The sequence below is a fragment of the Chryseobacterium nakagawai genome (genome assembly GCF_900637665.1).
Taxonomy (GTDB): Bacteria; Bacteroidota; Bacteroidia; order Flavobacteriales; family Weeksellaceae; genus Chryseobacterium; species Chryseobacterium nakagawai.
Map to the genome: position 1 here is coordinate 4,953,684 of NZ_LR134386.1, position 17,690 is coordinate 4,971,373.

The following is a 17,690-nucleotide window of genomic DNA, read 5'->3' on the forward strand; positions in this document are numbered from 1 at the left end:
AAGGTAAGAAAAAGAGGTGTTTGGTATTTTACTTTGCTTCAGTTTTATATCCTGACTTATCTAAAAATTTCTCTGTTTCAGTTGTATTACTTAAATCCAGATTCATGATAGTATTGATCGCCAATTTTTTATTTCCAGATCTTTCATAAAATCTTTTGGTGATGATATATCCCATAAAATATCCCAGATCCGCAGGTCTGTCTTTGATGACAGCAGTATTGGATAACCAGTTTTGAAAATTATCAGCTTTCATTTCTTTTTGAAAATCATTCCACAGAGAATCTTGATGATGCATTCCATAATCTATATAAGGAGCTTCAACTTTTTTCCCGGTTAATAGCTCTGCTATAAAATCTGCAGATCCCTCTTTCAAGCAAAGCCCTAATAAATTGGTTTTTGTTCCTCTTAAATTTTGTTGAGTATGGACCAGTTCATGGGCAGTAAGAAAAATAATTCCTGAATTGATCTTCATCCTGTCCTGATAGTTTTTGGACAGCTCAGAATAGTCCACTGTCTTATCTGAAGCAGCCAGTTCAGAACCTATGATAAGATTCCCGTTGATTACTGTTCCGCCACCTTTAAGGTTTCCCATCGTAAAATAAATCTTAGGTGGTGAAAAATCAGCATATAACCAACTGAAATTTTGATAAAGGCTTTCTATATTTTTAAAATCTTTTTGAATTTGCTCTGTTTTACTTCTGATAGATTTCCAGAATTTTGGCTTTGATTCAAAAGATTCAATCCATTGCTCAGAAGTAAAGTTCCTTGATTGAACAAAATCTTTTAAACCGGGAGTTGCTTTATCAACATATAACTTTTGAAATGTGAATATCTTTTCTTCCGGATTATTAAACTTCTCAACCTCATCATAGGCTGTCCAGAAATTCCGGATATCGGAAGTCTCAATATAAGTATTAAAATCATGCTTCTGAGCAACAGCCAAAACTGAAAACAGGCAAGTGAGCAGCAGACAGAATAAACGTTTCATCTAGGGTACTTTTAAAATAAAATATGGTTTCTGTACTACTTAAAAAGTTTCCAAAAACCATATCTTTTATTGTAATTTAAACCTGTTAATTTGGTTTATATAATTTATACATGGCGAATAGAAATCCTATCCAAATTGGAATCAGGATCACCTGGATTTCCATTCCTGTAATGCTCATTAACCCTAAAATCAATACTAAAAACGCAATACAAATGTAATTGGATATTGGGTAAAATATCGATGGAAACTTTGATTGAATTCCTTCTTTAGTGATTGATTTTTTAAATTTCAAATGGGTATAGCATATCATCAGCCAATTGATAATTAATGTAGACACCACAAGAGCCATCAAATACTGAAACGCTTTTTCCGGCACCAGTTTATTAATGATAATACAGATTCCTGCAAAACATGATGAAACAATGATCGCGTTAATAGGAACTGAGTTGTTATTCAATTTCTTCAGAAACTTAGGAGCATTTCCTTGTTGAGCCAATCCGAAAAGCATACGGCTATTGCTGTAAACACTGCTGTTATATACAGATAAAGCGGCAGTTAATACAATAAGATTAAGAACATTCGCAATCAAAGTATTGAATTGAATCACTTTACCGAAAAGACTGAATTCTAATCCATTTAGATTCTGAAATACCATTACAAACGGGCTTGAACCTTCTGTAATCTCTCTCCAAGGGCTTAATGAGAAAAGAATTACTAAGGCTCCTACATAGAAAATCAGAATTCTGTAGATTACCTGATTGGTAGCCTGTGGAATTGTCTTTTCAGGGTTCTTAGCTTCAGCAGCAGTAATCCCGATGAGCTCCAATCCTCCGAAAGAGAACATAATCATGGCCATTGCCGCAAATAATCCGGAAAATCCGGTTTCAGTTTTATTAAATAGTCCTTTCGGAAAAAATCCACCGTCATTCCATAAATTTGAAACGGTAGCTTTTTCTCCTCCGGTTCCGCTAATCAACAGATAAACCCCGAAAACAATCATTGCAATGATTGCAATCACTTTAATAATGGAAAACCAGAATTCAGTTTCTCCATACACCTTTACAGAAGCAAGGTTAAGTGCAGTGATGACTATAAAAAAGAATAAACTGGACACCCAGAGTGGTATTTCCGGCCACCAAAAGTGAATATAATGACCAATGGCAGTAAGCTCGGCCATACTTACAAGAATATAAAGAATCCAGTAGTTCCAGCCTGAGGCAAAACCTGGAAAATTTCCCCAATATTTATAGGCAAAGTGACTAAAACTTCCCGATACAGGTTCCTGAACTACCATTTCACCAAGCTGACGCATGATAAAAAAGGCAATGATACCTGCTAAGGCATACCCTAAAATCACTGAAGGTCCAGCCAATACCGCTGCCGGCCCGATTCCCAGAAATAATCCGGTTCCTATGGCACCTCCAAGGGCAATTAATTGTATATGTCGATTTGTTAATCCTCTAACTAAAGTCTCGTTTTGTCCTGTTTTATTTTCGTTGCTCATTGAATGAATTATTCGGTCGCTAAATATATAAAAACTTTTCAGAGAAATTCACATTCCATGGGGTAAATTGAGAATTCAGGTAAAGCGAAACATGAAAAATAAATAGACTCCCCTTTCTATTGGAGAGGTTATCAGGAAACTGTTATAAAAAATAGCCCTAACATATTGTTAAGGCTTGTATAATAATTTATTGTATTAATTTCTATGGTATATATTTCCCAAAGTATCCTATAAATATTCTTTCGGAACTGAAATATTATTCTTTTTCATATACTCCAGAAGTCCTTGATATTTATCTTCATATCCATCATCAGTTCCACATTTATGGGAGATGCTGCAAATATCGGAAGGCTTAATCTCTAAAATATCTGAGATTTTAGTCAGGATTTCCAGATTGATCTTCACCTTGGAATTCTCAATATCGGAATACGCTTTTTGGGAAATCCCCATTTCAAAAGCCATATATTCCTGGGTAAGATCTTTGCCCCTACGGATTTTCCTGATATTTTGTCCACATATTTTCATCATTTCTGTTTTAGTAGTTTTCGGTATATTTTAGAAGATTATCTATTAGCCTCCAACAAAGTTAATAAATACCTTTGGCAAAACATTATACACGTTACATGATATTTACTTTTAACATAGAAAACGGCAAAAAATAAACCTTTTTCAGAGCAAATATCACCTCGGTAAACACTATTGGAATTTATGGAGACGCAAAAATTTAATTATGACAATAATATTGTCAGAGCATTCCTCTATGCAACAATCGCATTCGGACTTGTCGGATTTCTGCTGGGACTTACTGCCGCATTGATGCTTTTTTATCCTGAATTACCTGAATTTTTATTCGGTACAGATGATACAACTATTAAAAGTTTAGCTTCGGGCAATATTCAGGGATTAATCAATACTCAGGGAGCGATGGGCTTCGGAAGAATCAGAATGCTTCACACCAGTGCTGTAATTTTTGCCTTCGTTTGTAATTCATTCTTCTGTGGTGCTTACTATAGCATGCAGCGATTACTGAAAACAAGAATGTATAGTGATACACTTTCATGGATTCACTTCTGGTCATGGCAGTTTATGATCGTTACCGTAGTGATTACCTTCTTAATGGGAATCAATACTTCTAAAGAATATGCTGAACATGAATGGCCTATTGATATATTAATTGCCTTCTCATGGATCGTATTCGGTATCAATATGTTCGGAACAATTGCGAAAAGAAGAGTAAGACATTTATATGTAGCGATCTGGTTCTACTTAGCCACATGGATTGCCGTAGCAATGCTTCACATCTTCAATAATCTTGAAGTTCCGTTATCTTTCACAAGCTGGAAATCTTATTCAGTATATGCAGGTGTAAAAGATGCATTAGTACAATGGTGGTATGGTCACAATGCGGTAGCATTCGTATTAACGACCCCTGTACTAGGTCTTATGTATTATTTTATGCCAAAAGCAGCTCAGCGACCGGTATTCTCATACAAATTATCCATTATTCACTTCTGGTCGCTGATCTTTGTATACCTTTGGGCTGGGCCTCACCACCTGCAATATACAGCATTACCAGCATGGGCACAAGCAGTGGGGACCGGTTTCTCTATCATGCTGATCGCACCATCTTGGGGAGGGATGCTAAACGGGCTTCTTACCTTAAGAGGAGCCTGGGATAAAGTAAGAGAAAATCCGATCCTTAAATTCTTCGTGGTAGCAGTTACCTGTTATGGGATGGCCACTTTCGAAGGACCATTACTGGCAACAAAATCTTTAAATAAAATTGGACACTATACTGACTGGGTTATTGGTCACGTACACTTAGGAGCTCTTGGATGGAATGGTTTCATGGCATTCGGGGTGGTATATTACCTGGTACCCATTATGTGGAAAACAAAACTTTGGTCTGTAAAACTTGCGAACTGGCATTTCTGGTTAGGAACATTAGGAATCATTTTCTATGCAGTACCAATGTATATTTCAGGATTCACACAAGGTTTAATGTGGAAACAGTTCAACCCGGACGGAACCCTCTTGTGGAAAAACTGGTTAGATACTGTTACAGCGATCATTCCTTACTTTAAAATGAGATTCTTAGGAGGTATCTTATATCTGTCAGGAGCCATCTTAATGGTTATCAATGTTATCAAGACTATTAAAGTAGGTTCATTCCAGAAAAATGTTCCTGCGGAAGCGCCTGCATTAGCCAATATCGGGGGATCAAGAAAAGAAGGCGAAGGCGTACACCTTTGGTTAGAAAGAACACCTACCCTACTTTCTATCCTGGCTTTCATCACCATAGCGATTGGTGGACTTGTAGAAATTGTTCCCACCTTATCACTGAAGCAAAGTGTTCCTACGATCACTGCAGTGAAACCATACACCCCCTTAGAGCTTGAAGGAAGAGATTTATATATCCGTGAAGGATGTAACTCCTGTCACTCTCAGATGATCCGACCTTTCCGTGATGAAGTAGTAAGATTTGAAGGAAAGAACGGACAGTACTCTAAAGCTGGAGAATTCATCTATGACAGACCCTTCCTTTGGGGCTCTAAGAGAACAGGACCGGATCTTCACAGAGAAGGGGGCAGAAACCCGGATTCATGGCACTTTAAGCACATGTACAATCCAAGAATTACCTCTGCAGGTTCTATTATGCCACGTTTCCCTTGGTTAATTACCAATAAACTAGACCGTACTCAAATGGTGGATAAAATGAAATTAATGAAAAACTCATTTGATGTTCCCTATACAAAAGCGCAGATCGACTCTGCTAACCAATGGGCAGACAACCAGTCAAAAGCTATTGTACAGAGAATTTATTCTGAAGCTACCGATGTAAAAGATCAGATGGCTAAAGAAAGAACTACAAAAGGAGGAGCATATATCCCGCTTGAACAAAGAGAAATCGTAGCGATGATCGCTTACCTGCAAAGATTAGGCACAGACATTAAAACGACACAGATCCAAACCGCAAGTGCAGAGTAATCATTAAAAATTGATGTAATGAAAACGAGAACCCCAATTTCAATATATATCGCAACAACCATCGGCTTAACAATCATGGCCTTTGAAATGTTCGCCAGTGATTCAGGATATTTTTCCTCCCCATTTTTCTGGGCACTGATATTGATTGCGATTATCCTTCTGATGATTATGAACTCTATTGGAGACATGATTGAAAATGAAAGCTTCAGCAGACTCTCGGAGGAAGAGAAAAAACAATACCTTCAAGAAAAAAGCGTTCCTTATTATCAAAAACTTTGGAATTCTGCTTTCAAAAAGCAATCTGCTACGGAAGAAAAAGATATTCTGATCGACCATGGCTTCGATGGAATTACGGAGCTTGACAACTCTCTTCCAAAATGGTGGATAGGCCTGTTCTGGTTCGGATGTATCTTTTGTGTGGTATATCTAATGGCCTTTTCATTCACAGATTATGCCCATCCGGAAGCTGAATACACGAAAGAAGCCAAAACCATGCTGGCATCCATCGCAGAGTATGAAAAAACAGCTCCGCAAATCAATCTGGAAAGCGCAAAATATAGTGCAGATAATATCGCAGAAGGACAGGAATTATTCAAAACTAACTGTGTAACCTGTCATGGAGACGGAGGAAAAGGAGGTATTGGTCCTAATCTTACGGATACTCATTGGATCAACATTAAAGAAAAAAGTTTATTTAAAAATGTTTTCTGGATGCTTGAAAATGGTTCTCCAAATAATCCTACCATGAGACCTTTCATCAAAGAAGGAACCATTACCGGAAGAGATGCAGAAAAAATAGCAGCCTATATTTATCACATCAACCAGGAAACTGCTCCTATTACACAAGCTCAAGGGGGTGCCGCACCCCAGGGAGAGGAAGTGAAATGGGAAAACGGAAACAACTAGAAGATTTATTATCTGATTAATACAAACCATGCCAAGCCCCCTTTACAATTACACTAACATTTGAATTTTCATTTTTGCTAACTAACCTTTTCAACATTTAAAAATGATTTAAAAGGGGGCTTTTTTTAAATACAATCCACACCTTGGCTCGTCTTACTCAACTATTCACTTGACAACTACACAACTAAAAATTCCATAATAAGGCAGCCAAGGCAGGATTTTTGCATTCATAAGGGATACCACAACAAAGACAGAATAAAATAGTATTATTATCTTTGTTAGAAACCTTCTCACTTTTGAAACTGAAAATCAACACTAGCAAACTTTTAAGGCGTATTGCAATAACCTTTATTTCAATATTGGTTCTTCTTACCCTGTTGATCCTAAGCCTAAGACTTCCAGCCGTTCAAAACTTCATCAAAGATCGATTGATTGTTTACCTGGAGAAAAAAATCAAGACCAAAGTAAGTCTGGAGAGAGTCTACATTGGATTTCCTAACAGTCTTGTGATGGAAAATCTCTACCTCAAAGGCCAGGATGTAGATACTCTTTTAGCCGTAAAAAAGCTGGATGTGGGGCTACACATGCTTAAGCTTATCAACTCTACGGCAGATATTACCTCTGTAGATATGGAAGGAGCCCGCGCCAATGTAGTCAGAAAACCAGATGGAAAATTCAATTTTGATTATATTATTGATGCCTTTGCGAGCAGTGATAAAGAAGAAAGTTCTTCCAAACCTTTCATTATTTCTCTGGATAAAATCAATTTAAAAGATATTGGGGTTACCTTCAATGACCAACAGTCAAAAAATGATATTAATCTCTATTTTAAATCTTTTGATACCAGGGTCAAAAAATTCGACCTTAATAAAAATACCTACGCTGTTAATGATATTAATCTTGATGGGTTAAAATTAAAACTGAAACAGGGAATTGTAGAAGAAGTTTCTAAGAAGGTGGAGAAAAAAGTAGATTCCCTGAATCAAAAAAAACCAATGAATATTGGATTGAGAGGAATCAAACTGACTCACTTCGATATTGATTATGGTGATGAAAACACCAAGACCTATGCTAAAGTTTTATTCAAAGAATTAAGTACAAAGGTCAACAAACTTGATCTTGAAAATAACGCTTTCAACGTTGGAAATGTATTCCTTTCAGGAGCAGATATTAATGCTAACCTTTATCTTCCTGCTCAGAATGCTAATCCAAAAAATAAAAAAGAACCTGAACCATCAAAAGCATCAGATCAGGATAAAGCCATGAGTCTCTTGTTAGGAAAGTTAGTTTTCAACGATGTAAAAGTTGCTTACAATAATACCGCGATTGCTCCTACTAAGCAGGGAATAGATTTCAATCACCTGAACTTCTCCAAAATGAATGCTGAGGTGAGAAGTTTTAAAATGGAGAATAATACTTTTGCGGGAACAGTTAATTCAGCAGAAATTCAGGAAGCAAGAGGACTGGATATTCAAAAATTCAATACGGATTTTGTGTATGCAGAAAAAGAAGCTTATCTGAAAGATCTTTACCTACAGACTCCAAAGACGTTATTACGCGATGAGGTTATTTTAAATTATAATTCCATCGATCAGCTAACTTCAAATTTAGGAGCAGTAAAAATTTCTGCCAATATCAAAGATTCAAAAATCGGATTTTCTGATATTTTAAATCTGGTTCCTACTTTAAAAAATACAGTACCATTCAATAAATATCCAAACGCCATCCTGAATGTTAATGCCAATGTGAAAGGAAGTGTTAATGACCTTTTCATTCAAGACTTAAAAGTTTCAGGACTGGATCAATTGAGAGTGAACGCATCCGGAAGAGTTAAAAATGCAATGAATCCTGATCAGTTGTATTACGATCTGAGAATCGGAGAATTTTCTTCCAACGCTAAAACGATTTTCAATTTAGTTCCAAAGAATACGATTCCTTCTAATATTTCTCTTCCTTCAAATTTCAGTGTCAAAGGAAATGCAAAGGGAACTACAAAAATGGTCAATACAGACCTTAATCTCTACTCTACCCTTGGAAATGCAGCTATTATTGCCAATGTGGATATGCGTAGAAAAAATCATGAGTTATATGATGTAAAAGCTAACCTTCAGGGAATACAGGTTGGGAAAATCATTCAAAATAAAGACATTGGCCCTATCATAGCTCAGATTTCAGCTAAAGGAGAAAGCTTTGATTTCAAAAATGCCAGGGCTAACTTGAATGGACATGTTGCTTCCGCCGTGTACAAAGGGTATCGATATCAAAATATGAATTTAACAGGTAAGATCAATAAAGGAGCTTATGATGTTATTTTAAATTCAAAAGACCCGAATGCTAATTTACTTTTGACAGCATCGGGAATTTATGATGAAAAAAATCCTACCGTAAAAGTCAATGGGGAGGTGATCAAATTAGATGTCAACAAGCTTGGCTTCTACGAAAAACCAATGATCCTGGCCGGAAAAATAGATGGAGACTTTACAAGTCTTGATCCGAATAATCTGAATGGTTATTTAAACCTTAAAGATTTTGCTTTTTCTGATACCAAAGAAGTCTATCCTGTACAGGAAGTCAACCTGAAAGCCTCTTCTAATACAGATTCTACACAGATTATTTTCAACTCTCAGATTGCAGATGTTGAATTGAAGGGTAAATATAAACTTACACAGATCTTCGGAGCTTTAACGCAGACCATTAATCAGTATTATCAGTTCCAAAAACCGGATAAAACGCAAAAAATTACTCCGGGACAACATTTTACCTTTACGGCAAAGATTAAAAATGATGATCTGATCAGAAAATTTGTACCGGATCTGAAAAGTTTTGAAACCATTAATCTGGCAGGAAACTATGATGCCGATTCTCAAAAAATTGAAATTGATGGTCAGATTCCTCAATTATTATATGGTGAAAATACGATTGAAAAAGGAGCTTTAAAAGTAACTAATGAAAATCAGGCATTACAATATAACCTGAACGTTGCGGCTTTAAAAAGTTCAAGTTTTTCGCTGAAAAAAATTAACATTGACGGGGATGTTGCTGATAATACCATCAATTATAATATCACAACTAAAGATGATAAAGATGCTACTCAATTCCTGATTGCTGGACATGCAAAATCGCTTAACGACATTACAGAAGTTTCCCTGAATCCAAACGGTTTAAAACTAAACTACAGCGATTGGAATGTTGCTGAAAACAATAAAATCCAGATCAGCAGCAAAGGAATTTTGGCAGATAATTTCACGTTGAGCAATGGTGCAAGTGAAATTTCTATTCAGTCAGAAAGCAATAGCCCAAGTAGCCCTTTGAACATCGCTCTGAAAGATTTTAAAATCGAAACGATTACAGAACTTATCAAAAAAGATACGGTTCTGGCTAGAGGAACCATCAACGGAACAGCCCAACTTCGGGATGTGATGAAAAATATGACTTTCACCTCTGATTTAAATGTTTCCAACCTTATTGTTTATGGAAGTCCTGTTGGAAATCTGGCTGTAAAAGTAAACAATTCTTCACCGAAACTTTTAAATGCTGACATCGCCCTTTCCGGAAACAATAACGATGTAAGAATTCTGGGTGATTACAATACTGCTTCCAGCTCTTTTGACCTGAATATGGCGATCAATCAACTTCAGATGAAGAGTATCCAAGGATTCTCTATGAATGCCATTACCAATACAGAAGGTTATCTTTCCGGAAACCTGAAAATCACGGGAACAACAAGTCAGCCGAATATTCTTGGAAAAGTAAAGTTTAATGATGCAGGATTGGAAATTGCAAAAATAGGAAGTGACTTCAGAAACCTGAATGATGAAATTGATTTTACCAACCGAGGTATTGAATTTAATAATTTCAAGATCAAAGATAAGGATGGAAATGCTCTGGTTGTAGATGGGCAGGTTCTCACTCAAACTTACAGAGATTTCGCATTTAATATGAACGTCAATGCCAAGGATTTCAAGGTAGTGAATTCACAGAAATCAAACGACGCTATGATGTATGGAGTTCTTGCGATTGACGCAGGTCTCCGTATCCGTGGAAACCTGGACTTACCAAAAGTAGATGGAAGACTGAGTGTTGCAGATAATACAGATTTCACTTTTGTTCTTCCTCAATCTAACCCTTCATTACAGGAAAGAGATGGAATTGTAGAATTTGTGGATCAGGATCAGGTGGTTTTAAACAAAACAATTAAAACAGATTCCCTGGATGCCCAAAGCCGTATTAAAGGAATGGACGTAAGCGTCAATATCGAAGTAAGTAAAGAAGCAAAACTATCCATCATCATTGATAAAGCCAATGGTGACTTTGTACAGCTTCAGGGAGAAGCGGAATTAACCGGAGGTATTGATCCATCAGGAAAAACAACATTGGTAGGAGTCTATGAAGTCAACAAAGGAAGTTATGATCTTTCGGTAAGTTTCCTGAAACGGAAATTTGATATCCAGAAAGGAAGTACCATCACCTGGACAGGAGAGCCCACAACCGCTATCATGGATATTACAGCGGTATATAAAACTGAAGCTGCTCCAATTGATCTCGTAGAACAACAGATCAGTGGTGAGAGTGCTTCCACAATGAATCAATATAAGCAGAGAATACCTTTCAATACCCTATTAAAAATGAAGGGAGAGCTGCTGAAGCCGCAACTGACTTTCGATATTACCACGGAAGAGAAAAACAATGCGGTATCCTCCAATGTTAAAGATGTTATTGATCAGAAACTGACTCAACTTAGAACTCAGGAATCTGAATTGAATAAACAGGTGTTTGCTTTACTGCTCCTAAACCGTTTCATCGGCGAGAATCCGTTTGAAAGTGGTGCCGGAATGTCTGCGGAAACTATGGCAAGACAGAGTGTGAGTAAAATTCTTTCTCAGCAATTAAATAATCTGGCATCTGGACTTATTAAAGGAGTAGATCTTAATTTTGGATTGGATTCTTCGGAGGATTATTCCACAGGACAAAAAAATACCAGAACCGACCTGAATGTTGATATCAGTAAAAAATTATTGAATGACAGACTGAAAGTAACCGTCGGAAGTAATTTTGGATTAGAAGGACAGGCCCGTCAGAATGAGAATATGACGAATATTGCAGGAAATGTCTCTGTAGATTATAGTCTGTCCAAAGATGGAAGATATATGTTACGAGCTTATCGTAAAGATGAATATCAGGTAGCTCTTCAAGGGCAAATCATAGAAACCGGAGTTGGATTTATCATTACTTTAGATTATGACAAATTCCGTGAGATTTTCCAAAAATCCAAAGAGAAGAAGCCTAAAAAGAATCAAAACAACCAAGTGGTAGAATTTAAATAATGAGTACTATATTTCCAACATACTGTAAATATCTGTTGATTTCCGGATTAGCTTCGGTAGTAGTTTCCTGCAGCAACACAAGGTTTCTGAAAGAAAACCAGATGCTGTATACAGGCGCTGAGGTAAAGATTGATAGTGACACTATTTCCAAAAAAGAAAAAAAGGATCTTCAGGCTGCTTTAGAAGCGAACCTTACTCCTAAACCAAATTCTACATTTTTAGGAATGCGTCCCAAGCTTTATTTCTACAATATTGCGAAAGAACCTAAAAAAGACAAAGGGTTTAATTACTGGCTTAAATATAAGATGGGTGAAAAACCTGTATTATTGGGAGATGTAGACCGTGAGTTTAATAAAGACATCATTGAAAACTATTCTGAAAACAAAGGTTATTTCAATGCCCGAGCCACCTATGATACTGTTTCAAAAAATAAAAAAGCAAAGGTTATTTATACTTTAAAGCCAGGTGCAAGGTACCTGATTGATGGTGTAAAATTTCAAAAAGACTCTAGTCTTGTTAATCAGGAAATTCAGAATGTAGCCGGAAAAACACTTCTTAAAAATGGAAGGCCATTTGACCTGGATGTTATTAAAACAGAAAGAGAAAGAATTGATAACAGGCTAAAAGAAAGAGGATTTTATTATTTTCATCCGGATAATATCATTGTACAGGCAGATAGTACCGTCAACAAAAACCATAAGGTAGAGTTGAATGTAAAGCTTAAGGAAAATACTCCTGATCTGGCAACTCAACAATTCAGCATTGATAAAGTTATTGTATTTCCGAATTATAATATTCAGGATGTAAAAGCCGGGAAATACAGCGTTCCTATGAACACAGATTCTTTGAGCAAATATGCATTTGATGATATTTACGTCATTGATCCGCAGCATAAATTCAAACCGAAAATTTTCGACAGAGCTTTATACTTTAAAAAAGGAGATCTTTACAACCGTTCCAATCATAATCTTACCTTAAACAGGTTGATTAGTTTGGGAGTATTTAAGTTTGTGAAGAATGAATTTGTAACTTCGGATTCTTTGAATCATAAATTTGACGCTTATTATTTATTAACTCCAAGACAAATTCAGTCTTTACGTCTTGAAGCATTAGGAAGAACCAACTCCGCCAACTATGCCGGTAGTGAACTTAACCTGAACTGGACGCATAGAAATTTCTTTAAAGGGGCAGAACAATTTAAAGCTGCCATTTTTGGAGCTTTTGACTTCCAGATGGGAGGTGCTCAGAATGCAAATAATATTTTCCGCGCCGGAACTAATGTTCAACTTTCCATACCAAGAATTGTAGCTCCATTCCGCTTTCATTCTTCCAGTGAATTTGTTCCCAGAACAAATATTACATTAGGATATGAATTCCAGAACAGAACCCAATATTATACGCTTAATAATTTCACCGGATCATTTGGATATGTGTGGAAGGAAAATGCCAGAAAGGAACATGACCTGAAAGTAATTGATATCACTCTTGTTTCACCACAAAAGGTTACTGCAGAATATGAAGCCATTGCAGCGACTAATCCTGCAATGAGGCGAATTGTTGAAAAACAGCTTATTTTTGGTCCTACTTATTCGTATACTTATACCAATACTATGTTTCCGAAAAAGAATACCTTTTATTATAAAGGAACTCTAGATCTGGCAGGAAATATCACTGGCTTGGTGACAGGGGCTAATGTAAAAGAAGATAAGCAAAAAAAGATTTTTGGAGTTCCTTTCAGCCAGTACGCTAAGATTGAAAATGACTTCAGATTCTACCATAAATTCACGGAAAAATCGTCATTGGCAACAAGAGTTATTGCAGGAATTGCTTATCCATACGGAAATTCAGAATTTGTTCCTTTTTCCAAACAATTTTTCTCTGGAGGAAGTAACAGCATCAGGGCCTTCCGTGCAAGAACATTAGGACCGGGAAGTTTTGATCCGAGAACAATACAACAGGGTGCTTATTTTGATCAATCCGGGGATATTAAATTGGAATTAAATGCCGAATATCGCGCCAACTTATATAAATTTTTAAACGCAGCAGTCTTTGTGGATGCTGGAAATATCTGGTTATTGAATAGTGATCCAGACAGACCGGGAGCTAAGTTTTCAAAAGACTTTTTGAATGAAATTGCTGTAGGAGCCGGAGTTGGTCTAAGACTTGATTTCTCTATCCTGATCTTAAGATTAGACCTGGCTATGCCATTGAGAGTACCTTACTATGAGAAGGGAGACAGATGGGCTTTCGATAAAATCAATTTCGGAGATTCAAGCTGGAGAAAAGATAACCTTGTTTTAAATATTGCCATCGGATATCCTTTTTAATATGATTAATAATGCTAAATTTTTCTGGGAAGTTTTAAAAGAAACCTTTACTGAGTGGAACAGTTCTTCTGCATCCAAAGATTCAGCAAGCCTGGCTTATTACGCCATTTTTTCTATCCCGGGATTATTAATTATTATTATCTGGGTATTGGGTAACTTCTTTGGAGAAGAGGCTATCCGTGGACAAATCAGCACTCAGATCAGTGGGATTATGGGACCTGATGTAGCCAAAAGTATCGAAGGAATGCTTGCCGGAGCCTTAATTGACAAAAAAAATATCTTCATGAAAGCTGTAGGAGTAGGAGCCTTGGTTTTTGGTTCTACTACTCTATTCTTCCAACTTCAACATACCTTGAATTCGCTTTGGGATGTAGAGTCTGCTCCCAAAAAGGCCTTACTCAAGTTTTTACTGGATAGAGCTAACTCCTTAGGAATGATCCTGATTCTTGGATTCCTCCTTATGATTACCATGGTCCTTTCTTCATTAATCAGCCTTTTTAATACAATCATCACCCAATATTTTGGATTTGAAACGTATCTACTTGTTGAGGTCGTCAATTTTTCCATCGGATTTGGCCTTGTCATGCTTTTATTTGCCCTAATGTTTAAAGTGCTTCCGGATGTACAAATCACCTGGAAATCTGTTTGGCGAGGTGCTTTTTTAACAACAGCCTTATTTACGCTGGGGAAATTTTTACTGAGTCTTTATTTCAATCAGTTTAAACCTACTTCAGCATTTGGAGCTGCCGGAACTGTTATTCTGATTATGATGTGGATCAACTATTCTTGTATGCTCATATTTTTTGGTGCGAAGTTCACTAAAGTATACACCTATAGAAAAGGGTACAAGGTCATTCTCTCTAAGCATGCAAGATGGACTCCTGCAAAACTCTATGCAGATAGTTTGAAGCAGATGCATGGTGAGAAAAGTGAATGATTATTGTGCAGCTATCATTAAAATACAAAAAAGCCTCCTAAAATCAGGAGGCTTTTTTTACATTCTGTTTACTGTTCCAATTCCCAGTAATTCTAACGATTTTTTGATCGTCTTTGCTGTAAGGTCTGATAAATTCAGACGGAATTGTTTAATATTTTTATCATCCTGATTCAAAATAGGATTATTCTGATAGAATGAGTTATAAGATTTTACAAGGTCATACACATAGTTCGCCACTAAAGCAGGGCTCAATGTTTCTGCAGACTTAGCCACTACTGTTTTAAAGTTAGCCAATTGCATAATCAATTCTTTTTCAAACTGATTCAAAGTTACATCAGCAGTTTCTGCGTATGCAAACTCAGCCTTTGTCAACAACGACTGAATACGAGCATAGGTGTACTGAATAAACGGCCCTGTATTTCCATTAAAATCAATACTTTCAGCAGGATTGAAAAGCATTTTCTTCTTAGGATCCACTTTCAGCATAAAGTATTTTAATGCTCCCAATCCTACGGTTTCATAAGATGCTTCTTTATCTTCTTCAGAAAGGCTTTCAAGTTTTCCTAGTTCCTGAGCTTTAGATTTTGCGGTTTCATACATTTCCTGCATTAAGTCATCAGCATCTACTACAGTTCCTTCACGGGATTTCATCTTACCTTCCGGTAATTCAACCATTCCGTAAGAAAGGTGGAATAACTGATCCGCCCATTCATATCCTAACTTTTTCAGGATCTTAAATAAAACCTGGAAGTGATAATCCTGTTCATTACCTACGGTGTAGATAAGCTTTTGGATATCGTTCTGCTTAAAACGTTCCACAGCCGTTCCTAAATCCTGAGTCATATATACTGAGGTACCATCAGAACGTAACAATAGTTTTTGATCAAGCCCTTCATCGGTAAGATCACACCAAACAGAACCATCTTCTTTCTGGTATAGAACTCCTTTATCTAATCCAGCATGGATAAGGTCTTTTCCTAAAATATAGGTATTACTTTCATACTGAACCTGATCAAAGTCAACCCCCAATCTCTTATAAGTATCATTGAATCCTTTGTATACCCAGGAATTCATTTCTGCCCAAAGTTTTCTTACTACTTCATCTCCATTTTCCCAATCCAGAAGCATTTTTTGAGCTTCTTTCATTACCGGAGCATCTTTTTTAGCCTGTTCTTCGGTTATTCCCTGGCTTACAAGTTCAGCAATCTCTTTCTTATAGTTTTTGTCAAATTCTACATAGTAGTTTCCGACAAATTTATCTCCTTTAGTATTGGTTGTCTCAGGCGTTGCTCCATTTCCAAATTTCTCCCAGGCCAACATTGATTTACAGATATGAATCCCTCTGTCATTAATGATCTGAGTCTTGATAACATCATAACCCGCCTCTTTTAAGATCTGAGCCACGGAAAACCCTAACAGGTTATTTCTGATATGCCCTAAATGCAGTGGTTTGTTAGTATTTGGGGAAGAATATTCCACCATTACGGTGGCATTTTTCTTATCTATTGTCGAAAAACCATTGTGAACAGATCTAAAGTTATCCACAAACAGTTGGTTTTTAACTTTAACATTAAGGAATCCTTTAACCACATTAAAGCTTTCGAAAAGATCCGTTTGCTCTGTTAAAGCTTCTCCTAATTCAACCCCGATACTTTCTGGGTTTTTCTTCAATTGTTTTACCAACGGAAAAGTAACGATTGTAAAGTCACCTTCAAATTCCGTTTTATTTTCCTGAATTTCCAGATTGATGTCTTTTAATTGAAATACATTTAAAATGACCTCTGAAAGTTTTTGTTCTATAATATCTTTAATATTCATCTCAAAATTTAAAGTACAAATTTAGTGAAATTAAAAAGACAAGTCTATAATGCAAAGACCTACATTTAATTATTTGATGATTTTTTTGAACAATTATTCTGAAAATCAAAATATTATCTATATTTTCCATATATTTATTATAGTCATCAAACAAAACTTTAACATGAAAAATCTAAAAAAATTCATTAAAACTGACCTTAAAAAAATTACTGCCGGAAATGCACCATGCTGCGAACCATGGGGAAGATGTCCTGATGGTTACAAACAATGCCAGGAATGGGGAGCTTGTGTGCCTAAATCTGTAAATTGCGGTGGATAAAAAAGAGGTCATAAAGACCTCTTTTTTTGTAGTAATACAAAAAATAAAAACCGCCCGAGGGCGGTTTTTTAATTATTATAAGATTTTTATCCTTTTCTAAAAACTAAAGTTCCGGTATCATTGCCTGGTACTCCATCTAAATTTTTATTATTATCTCGAATTCTAAGTTCAGTTTCAGAATATGATTCCACTTCTTTTCTCAAAGTTTTAGTTTCAGTTCCTTCTGTATAAGTAAGAATCAGAACATTATACAATTTGTCATAACTCCATTTTCCGCTATAAGAATCTACTAAATTACAATTATCACTAGCCATTTCATATCTCCCATAATTTCCAGAATAATCCGCATTAATTACTAACTGCCCTTTCCCTTCACAGTCATTTAGAGCAATAGTCTTTCCTCTAAATTCATAATTAGAAGGTTTCCAGGCCCCAGTTATATTTGTATTATCCATTACTGTAGGAGTATCATCATTACTTGAACATGAGACCATCCCGACCAATAAAAGAAGTCCAATAAAATTTTTCATAATTAAGTATATCTATATCCACATTAATGACAAATGCCAATAACTTGAA

At 36.2% G+C, this 17,690-nt stretch carries 11 protein-coding genes; 6 read left to right on the forward strand and 5 right to left on the reverse strand.

The features are described 5' to 3' along the window. Positions 1–28: 28 nt before the first annotated feature. From EL260_RS22300 to EL260_RS22310, 3 genes are all read right to left on the reverse strand, one after another. Positions 29–988: a gliding motility protein GldB-related protein gene (locus EL260_RS22300; RefSeq protein WP_123857690.1), complete on the reverse strand. Its 960-nt coding sequence runs from the start codon at positions 986–988 to the stop codon at positions 29–31. An 85-nt stretch (positions 989–1,073) separates the two neighbouring features. After that, a complete protein-coding gene (locus EL260_RS22305; protein WP_123857691.1) occupies positions 1,074–2,492 on the reverse strand; it encodes an amino acid permease in 1,419 nt (472 codons plus the stop codon). Positions 2,493–2,720: 228 nt separating this feature from the next. Then, positions 2,721–3,020 carry a helix-turn-helix domain-containing protein gene (locus tag EL260_RS22310; RefSeq protein WP_228412743.1) on the reverse strand — a complete coding sequence of 100 codons (300 nt, stop codon included), beginning with the start codon at positions 3,018–3,020 and terminating at the stop codon, positions 2,721–2,723. A gap of 180 nt (positions 3,021–3,200) precedes the next feature. Between EL260_RS22310 and ccoN the strand changes: the two genes are divergently transcribed. The 5 genes from ccoN to EL260_RS22335 all read left to right on the forward strand — a co-directional run bounded on the left by ccoN (position 3,201) and on the right by EL260_RS22335 (position 14,974). Beyond that, positions 3,201–5,480: a cytochrome-c oxidase, cbb3-type subunit I gene (gene ccoN, locus EL260_RS22315; RefSeq protein WP_123857692.1), complete on the forward strand. Its 2,280-nt coding sequence runs from the start codon at positions 3,201–3,203 to the stop codon at positions 5,478–5,480. A gap of 18 nt (positions 5,481–5,498) precedes the next feature. Beyond that, complete coding sequence (locus EL260_RS22320) at positions 5,499–6,386, forward strand: cbb3-type cytochrome c oxidase N-terminal domain-containing protein (RefSeq protein WP_123857693.1); 888 nt, start codon at positions 5,499–5,501, stop codon at positions 6,384–6,386. 296 nt (positions 6,387–6,682) lie between these two features. Beyond that, on the forward strand, positions 6,683–11,710 hold the full coding sequence (locus EL260_RS22325) for a translocation/assembly module TamB domain-containing protein (RefSeq protein WP_123857694.1): 5,028 nt from the start codon (positions 6,683–6,685) through the stop codon (positions 11,708–11,710). Further along, positions 11,710–14,037: a translocation and assembly module lipoprotein TamL gene (tamL, locus tag EL260_RS22330; RefSeq protein ID WP_123857695.1), complete on the forward strand. Its 2,328-nt coding sequence runs from the start codon at positions 11,710–11,712 to the stop codon at positions 14,035–14,037. Before EL260_RS22325 ends, tamL begins: the two co-directional genes overlap by 1 nt. A 1-nt stretch (position 14,038) precedes the next feature. Beyond that, positions 14,039–14,974: a YihY/virulence factor BrkB family protein gene (locus tag EL260_RS22335; RefSeq protein ID WP_123857696.1), complete on the forward strand. Its 936-nt coding sequence runs from the start codon at positions 14,039–14,041 to the stop codon at positions 14,972–14,974. A gap of 57 nt (positions 14,975–15,031) precedes the next feature. Here EL260_RS22335 and argS read toward each other — a convergent pair whose 3' ends face one another. After that, on the reverse strand, positions 15,032–16,792 hold the full coding sequence (gene argS, locus EL260_RS22340) for an arginine--tRNA ligase (protein WP_123857697.1): 1,761 nt from the start codon (positions 16,790–16,792) through the stop codon (positions 15,032–15,034). Positions 16,793–16,955: 163 nt separating this feature from the next. Between argS and EL260_RS25740 the strand changes: the two genes are divergently transcribed. Next, a complete protein-coding gene (locus EL260_RS25740) occupies positions 16,956–17,111 on the forward strand; it encodes a hypothetical protein (RefSeq protein WP_164466565.1) in 156 nt (51 codons plus the stop codon). An 86-nt stretch (positions 17,112–17,197) separates the two neighbouring features. Here EL260_RS25740 and EL260_RS22345 read toward each other — a convergent pair whose 3' ends face one another. Next, positions 17,198–17,641, reverse strand: a complete 444-nt coding sequence (locus tag EL260_RS22345; protein ID WP_123857698.1) for a lipocalin-like domain-containing protein — start codon at positions 17,639–17,641, stop codon at positions 17,198–17,200. Positions 17,642–17,690 lie beyond the last annotated feature (49 nt).

What these genes read in the sequence shown, in the direction of transcription:
- EL260_RS22345 (WP_123857698.1), bottom strand. Translation starts at nt 17,641, where the DNA reads ATGAAAAATTTTATTGGACTTCTTTTATTGGTCGGGATGGTCTCATGT.
- EL260_RS22300 (WP_123857690.1), bottom strand. Translation starts at nt 988, where the DNA reads ATGAAACGTTTATTCTGTCTGCTGCTCACTTGCCTGTTTTCAGTTTTG.
- EL260_RS22310 (WP_228412743.1), bottom strand. Translation starts at nt 3,020, where the DNA reads ATGATGAAAATATGTGGACAAAATATCAGGAAAATCCGTAGGGGCAAA.
- ccoN (WP_123857692.1), top strand. Translation starts at nt 3,201, where the DNA reads ATGGAGACGCAAAAATTTAATTATGACAATAATATTGTCAGAGCATTC.
- argS (WP_123857697.1), bottom strand. Translation starts at nt 16,792, where the DNA reads ATGAATATTAAAGATATTATAGAACAAAAACTTTCAGAGGTCATTTTA.
- EL260_RS22320 (WP_123857693.1), top strand. Translation starts at nt 5,499, where the DNA reads ATGAAAACGAGAACCCCAATTTCAATATATATCGCAACAACCATCGGC.
- EL260_RS22335 (WP_123857696.1), top strand. Translation starts at nt 14,039, where the DNA reads ATGATTAATAATGCTAAATTTTTCTGGGAAGTTTTAAAAGAAACCTTT.
- EL260_RS25740 (WP_164466565.1), top strand. Translation starts at nt 16,956, where the DNA reads ATGAAAAATCTAAAAAAATTCATTAAAACTGACCTTAAAAAAATTACT.
- tamL (WP_123857695.1), top strand. Translation starts at nt 11,710, where the DNA reads ATGAGTACTATATTTCCAACATACTGTAAATATCTGTTGATTTCCGGA.
- EL260_RS22305 (WP_123857691.1), bottom strand. Translation starts at nt 2,492, where the DNA reads ATGAGCAACGAAAATAAAACAGGACAAAACGAGACTTTAGTTAGAGGA.